We start from the raw sequence: 6,000 nt of genomic DNA, 5'->3' as shown, positions 1-6,000 counted from the left end.
GGACTTTTTCAGTGGCCTCTCAAACATGAGCGAGTTTCTTAAACCAACCAAGTATATTTTTTAAAAAATTCATTGTGTTTCTTTAACTTCAATAATATCTGTTAATTTTTTATATTTTTCTAAATCTACATAATCGACTTTATTTGTAATAATTTTCACTTGATTAAGGTCTGCAAAATTGGAAAAGGAGACTTCTCCAATTTTGGTATGATCTGCTAAAATGTAAGTTTCTCTTGATAAGGAAATGGCTCTTTCTTTTATTTGTGCTTCTTCTGGATCTGGTGTTGTTAGCCCCAGTTCATGATGAATGGCATTTGCGCCCATAAAACATTTATCAAAACGATAATTTTTAATACTTTCATAGGCATCGCGTCCTATTGTTGCTTTTGTCACCTTTTTTACAAAGCCACCGATAAAATATGTACAAATATTCGCTTCTAACAATGTGTTTAAATGGTCTGTCCCGTTAGTTACAACAACAACATCCTTCTCCTGTAAATGCCTTATCATTTGATAGGTGGTTGTTCCAGCATCAAGGTATATGCACTCTCCATTTGTAATCAGACCCGCGGCATAATTGGCTATAGTTTCTTTTTCTTTTAGATTTTGAGTTGTTCTTTCTATAACACTAGGTTCGTCTCTCTTACGCTGTAACAACGAAGCACCACCATGCACTCGCTTTAAATAGTTCATTTTTTCTAATTGATCTAAGTCACGTCTTAAGGTAGATTCTGAAGTAGAAGTAAGCTCAACAAGCTCTTGGATTTTAACATTCTCTTTTTCTTTTAAAAGATCTAATATTAGGCGATGCCTTTCCGTTATAAGCAAAATGTTTCCTCCTGAAAAAGAAATCCAAATTATAAGATTTCAATTATCGTTACTTTTTTTCAGTATATAAAATTCACTAGAATCTTGCATTTAAAAAGTCCTTATAAAAAAGGATGCTTAACAAATGGCCTCAGTGAAGGAGCTACCTCATCGACAACTCCTTGTAGTTTAATTACAACCTCTTTGTAAAAATGTAAAGAGGTCTTTTTTAATCAGTGGATAAGAAATATAGTAACCTTGAATTTCATCTGAGCCTTTATCCTTAATGTATTGAAGTTCTTCTTCTGTTTCAACTCCCTCACAGGCTACTTTAATATTGAGGTCGTGTGCCATATCAATCATAGCTGAGGTAATAGCAGCATTTTCTTTTGCATGAGGTACGCCCGATACAAAGGAACGATCAATTTTAATAATATCCACTTCCAAGCGTTTTAGATAGGTAATAGATGAATTTCCTGTTCCAAAGTCGTCAATGGCCAAATGAACACCTAACTCTCTAATATTTTTCAAAGTATCTAGTATGGCAGGATCGTCATTAATTAAGGTACTTTCCGTTACTTCTAGTTCCAGTAAATGAGGAGAAAGATTATACTCGCGTAATAGGGTATTTATCAAGTGATCCAAATTTGATTGATAGAGCTGTCTAACAGACACATTAACTGATACTCGAACATCCGTGTTTATTTTTGCTTGGAGTTCCTTAAGAGTTTTTACAGACTCTTTTAACACCCATTCACCAATTATAACAATGTCTCCTGTTTCTTCGGCCACAGGGATAAATTCTCCCGGACTGACCATTCCCAATTCAGGATGTTTCCATCTAAGCAGTGATTCAAAGGTAGAAATCTCACCTGTTTCCACATCTAATCTAGGTTGATACATAAGAAAAAAATCTCCGTCATTTAAAGAAGTCTCTAAGGCATTTTCAATTAAAAATTTCCTTTCTTCTTTCTCCTCCAGGGTATTTTCAAAAAATTTATAAGAGTTTTTACCATGTGTTTTAACAAAATACATGGCCTTATCCGCTTTACTGAATAATTGAGTGATATCTTCTCCATTCAAAGGATAGATGCTAATTCCTATACTAGCAGTTGTTTTAAATAATTTATTTTTGAGATAAAACCCTTGATTAAATGCCTCTAATATTTTCTCTGCGACCTCAATCGTCTGATCAACACCACTTATTTCTGGAAGAATTAAGATAAATTCGTCCCCTCCAACTCGTGCAAGAGTATCTGTATTTTGAATACATCCTAGTATCCTATTACTTGCTTCAATGATCATTTCATCTCCATATTCATGTCCCAAATAATCATTTACGAATTTTAATCGGTCTAAGTCAATGTATAAAACCCCGATCATAAAGTCTTGTTTTTTAGCTTTTTGTATATAGTTATCCGTCAGAATCATTAAATTTCTTCGATTCGGTAAACCTGTTAAATGGTCATGATAAGCCAATTTCTCGATCGTTTTTACATGTTCTCTTTCTTTCGTAACGTCTTTTGCAAGACAGAACACCCCTGTTACTTGTGATTTTACAATAATAGGCATCACCGTTACATCTAGATCAACCCTTGAGCTGTCTTTATGAAGCCCTTGGATAGATATTCTTCTTGCTTCACCAGAAAGTACGTTTTTAAACAGCTCAGATACCTCTTCTTTGAACTCAGTGATAATGAAATCACGTGGATTTTGATGGATAAATTCTTCCTTTGAATAGCCAAACGTTTTGATCGCCATTTCGTTAACCGAAAGAATACTTCCTTTAAGATCTAGTGAGAACACACTATCTAAGTTATTATCAAACAACGATTTATAGCGATTCTCTGATAGTTCCAGTTTTTTTTCTTCTACAAGACGGTCTGTAATGTCCTGCATAGTTCCTATGGTTTGTATAGGTTGTCCATCTTCATTAAAAATGCTTTGTGAGATTGAATGTAATGTCCTTTCTGTTCCATCTTCTAATAGAATACGATAGATATTAAGAATGGATTCTCCTGTTATTTCCTTTTCCCTACTGTTACTTAATGTTTCCCGATCATCAGGATGTACCTTTGATAATAAAAATTCAAACGTTGGCTGTTGGTCTAACGATAACCCAAAAAGAGCATAAATTTGCTCACTCCAACTTAGAATATTGTTTACATTGTCATATTCCCAATATAGTATTCCAGCAATCTTTTGAGCCTGTGATAAAACTTTTTCCCGCTTTTCTAACTCATTTAGAATGTGTCGTTTTTCTGTGAAGTTAACCACACTTCCTACCATTACTTCCTGACCATAAAAGATTTGTCTAGAAGGGTATATATCTAGATCGAGTTCTGTGTTATCTTTTCTTTTGCCTTTAGCTTGAAAATTACTACGAATAGTATTCGAATTTAGCAGTCCTTCAATATGTTTAGCCAAAATGTCTTGATATTCCTCGGCCAATAAATGATTAGCACTTAAAGGAGTCTCATATATTTCTTCACGAGTATATCCAAATAATTGAGCAAAAGCAGGACTGACATAGAGGAAAGCATCATCTTTATATATAAAGGCGGCTATTGAAGAATTTTCAAGAGTTACTTGATACTTTTCGGTTTCCATTTGAGAAGTAGAATATCTTTTTTGTTGTTTTCTTACATAATCTAAAATGAAGTATAAGGGCGATAGGCACAAAACAACAAAAACTATTTGACTTAACCAGAGTTGGATATGGAATTCTTGCAATAGATTAAAGATGACTTCTTTATCTAAAAAGATAAGAGAATAAACAACGAGAAGATAAAAAAATAAGATTAAGTATGAAAAGATAGTAAACAGTCGCATAATAAAACCCTCATCTTAAGATTTAAATTAATAAATTCAAAGCGAATTATATTTTTTCTATTATGAAGGGGGGGAAAATGGTTGTCAACTCATCATTAGAAAGTGTTATTGGGGTACATAACTTTAACCAGGCTTAATAAAAAAGAGTGCTTAAAGGCTATCTCAACCTTTAAAACACTCTACTTTCAATTCATTACTCTATTCTCTACTTCTAAAAAATTCACAAAATGGTTCAAAGTCTGTAACGGTCTTTCTTTTACTAAAGAGATATATTTCTCTTTAACACGGTCCGATACAACCTCACTTTTCTTTATTCGTTCAACTATATAGTCCATACTTACTTTCTGTATCTCTGCCTGTTGAAGTTTTGCTTCTTTTGAAAGAGCCATGCCTAGCGCTCCCATTATCGCATACACTACTAAAGAAGGTGTTATTGATTCGTTAAAACCAGCTCCAAATAACATAGTAACTATATTAATGATAGATAAAACAATTAAAGGGAAGGACCAAAAAATATACCGAGATGCTTTTTTTGCAAATGGAGCGATCACTTCTTGTAATTTCTCAATTTCTTTCTTTGCAAAATTCGGCAAATCCAAATTAATAAGTTTCATATAATTATCCCCCTAACAAATAGGATCCATCTCTTATAATAATTGGCTTAGTTTCGATCCATTCACCTGTATGTTAATGACCGGCTCGTTATCATTTTCAATATTTTTTATGAGTTTTACCTCTTCATGAAGCCTCTCCATTTTCTTGTCTAGCTCAATAGCAGATAAAGCTGCTTCTTTTAATTCACTTGTTAAATTATCAGGAATTTCTTTCCCAAATTTGTAATAGATCTTATGTTCCAAGCTTGCCCAAAAATCCATTGCTTTTGTTCTAATTTGAATCTCAACATAAGTGTCTTCTACTCGATCAGACAGGAAAACTGGTATTCTAATAATAAGGTGAAGACTTTGGTACCCATTAGGTTTTGGGGACTTAATATAATCCTTACATTGAACCACATCTATATCTTTTTGCTTTTGAAGCATCTCATACACTTTATATACATCAGAAATAAAAGAACATGTTATTCGAACACCTGCTATATCTTTAATATTTTCCTTTATTGACATGATAGATAAATCACAATTCTTCCTTTTAACTTTTTGCAAAATACTTTCTGGTGTTTTCACTCTTGAACTTATATTCTCAATTGGATTATAGTCGTGAACATACTTAAATTCCTCATTCAAAATATTAAGCTTTGTGGTGATTTCATTAACAGCAAATTTATAGGTCATAATAAACTTTACAAGTTCTAATGGATCCATTTTGTTATTATCTCTTAAACTTATTGTATCCAAATTGTTAGTACTCCTTTATTTAAAACAAGATAGTGTTTAGACTACTATTTTAATTGAATTGTTTTTGTAGGTCTTCTGATTAATTGAGCATTAATGCCTTGTTTTTGTAGTTTCTTTACTATGCTTTTAAAATCAATCTTACTCTTTACAAGATCAGTTCCCACAGTTTTACTCCTTTTGAAATCCCTTTTTTAGTAATTCAATTTGATTGATATATTTGGTTAGTGCTTCTTCTTCAGTTAAGTTTAGTACAAATACACGAACTAAATTATGAATAGTAACTGAGACCATTATTTCAATCATGTCATTCAGCTCTTGTTCAGATTTAATATTCAAATGATCTGTTTTCACTAATTTTAGTAGACTTTGGTAATGAGATTTTTGATTTTCTTCATACATACTTCTTGCCAACGTATTTTCAATTTTAAAATTCATATTTAAAAATACATTTTTTAAATAAGCTTTATTATCCTGATTGTGCCGGTTATGAACAATATGTTGAAAAAGATCAATCAAGGTTTCTGTCAAATTCCCTTGTTTTCTTCTTAGAATGGTCATTACTCTTCTATTTGTGTTTTGTGTAAATTCATCTAACAAATAAAAGTACAAATCCTCTTTATCATCAAAGTATTGATAAAAGCTTCCCCTTGGTATCCCTGCACTTTTTATTATATTGGCAATTGATGCCTCATGAAGGGGAACCCGTGAGAATTCTTCTTTTGCCGATAATATTAACGTATCCTTCTTCTCTTTTGGTAAGTGATAAAACGTTTGTTTTGGCATGATTTTTATCTCCTATTCGGGGTGAATGACAAGGTGTCACAATTCCTATACCCCAATCATATGTGACACCTTGTCACAAGTCAATTCAAAGTGACAAGCTGTCACATAAATGTCATATAAAGCAACTATAGACTAATGATTCCCCTTCTAAATCTAAGGTAACCTAAGTTTATTTATAAAAAAAACGCCCATCAATTAATGAGCGCGACTTTCACATTTTATA

5 protein-coding genes are annotated in these 6,000 nt (G+C 32.4%); all 5 read right to left on the bottom strand.

Translation table 11 applies throughout. The annotated features are described in order from the left end of the window. Positions 1-69: 69 nt before the first annotated feature. The 5 genes from COD11_RS05895 to COD11_RS05875 all read right to left on the bottom strand — a co-directional run bounded on the left by COD11_RS05895 (position 70) and on the right by COD11_RS05875 (position 5,777). Complete coding sequence (locus COD11_RS05895; RefSeq protein ID WP_098795831.1) at positions 70-828, bottom strand: DeoR/GlpR family DNA-binding transcription regulator; 759 nt, start codon at positions 826-828, stop codon at positions 70-72. Between the two features lie 168 nt (positions 829-996). Beyond that, positions 997-3,639 carry a sensor domain-containing protein gene (locus COD11_RS05890; RefSeq protein WP_098795830.1) on the bottom strand — a complete coding sequence of 881 codons (2,643 nt, stop codon included), beginning with the start codon at positions 3,637-3,639 and terminating at the stop codon, positions 997-999. 185 nt (positions 3,640-3,824) lie between these two features. Continuing rightward, complete coding sequence (locus COD11_RS05885) at positions 3,825-4,253, bottom strand: DUF5392 family protein (protein ID WP_098795829.1); 429 nt, start codon at positions 4,251-4,253, stop codon at positions 3,825-3,827. A 33-nt stretch (positions 4,254-4,286) separates the two neighbouring features. Further along, the gene (locus COD11_RS05880) at positions 4,287-4,961 is read right to left on the bottom strand and encodes a GTP pyrophosphokinase (RefSeq protein ID WP_098795834.1); all 675 of its coding nucleotides are present in this window, start codon (positions 4,959-4,961) and stop codon (positions 4,287-4,289) included. A 201-nt stretch (positions 4,962-5,162) separates the two neighbouring features. Then, positions 5,163-5,777, bottom strand: a complete 615-nt coding sequence (locus COD11_RS05875) for a TetR/AcrR family transcriptional regulator (RefSeq protein WP_098795828.1) — start codon at positions 5,775-5,777, stop codon at positions 5,163-5,165. Positions 5,778-6,000 lie beyond the last annotated feature (223 nt).

The sequence above is a fragment of the Bacillus sp. AFS040349 genome, from assembly GCF_002577655.1.
In the GTDB taxonomy this organism is placed as follows: domain Bacteria; phylum Bacillota; class Bacilli; order Bacillales; family Bacillaceae; genus Metabacillus.
This window is presented reverse-complemented; position numbering and strand designations above follow the sequence as displayed.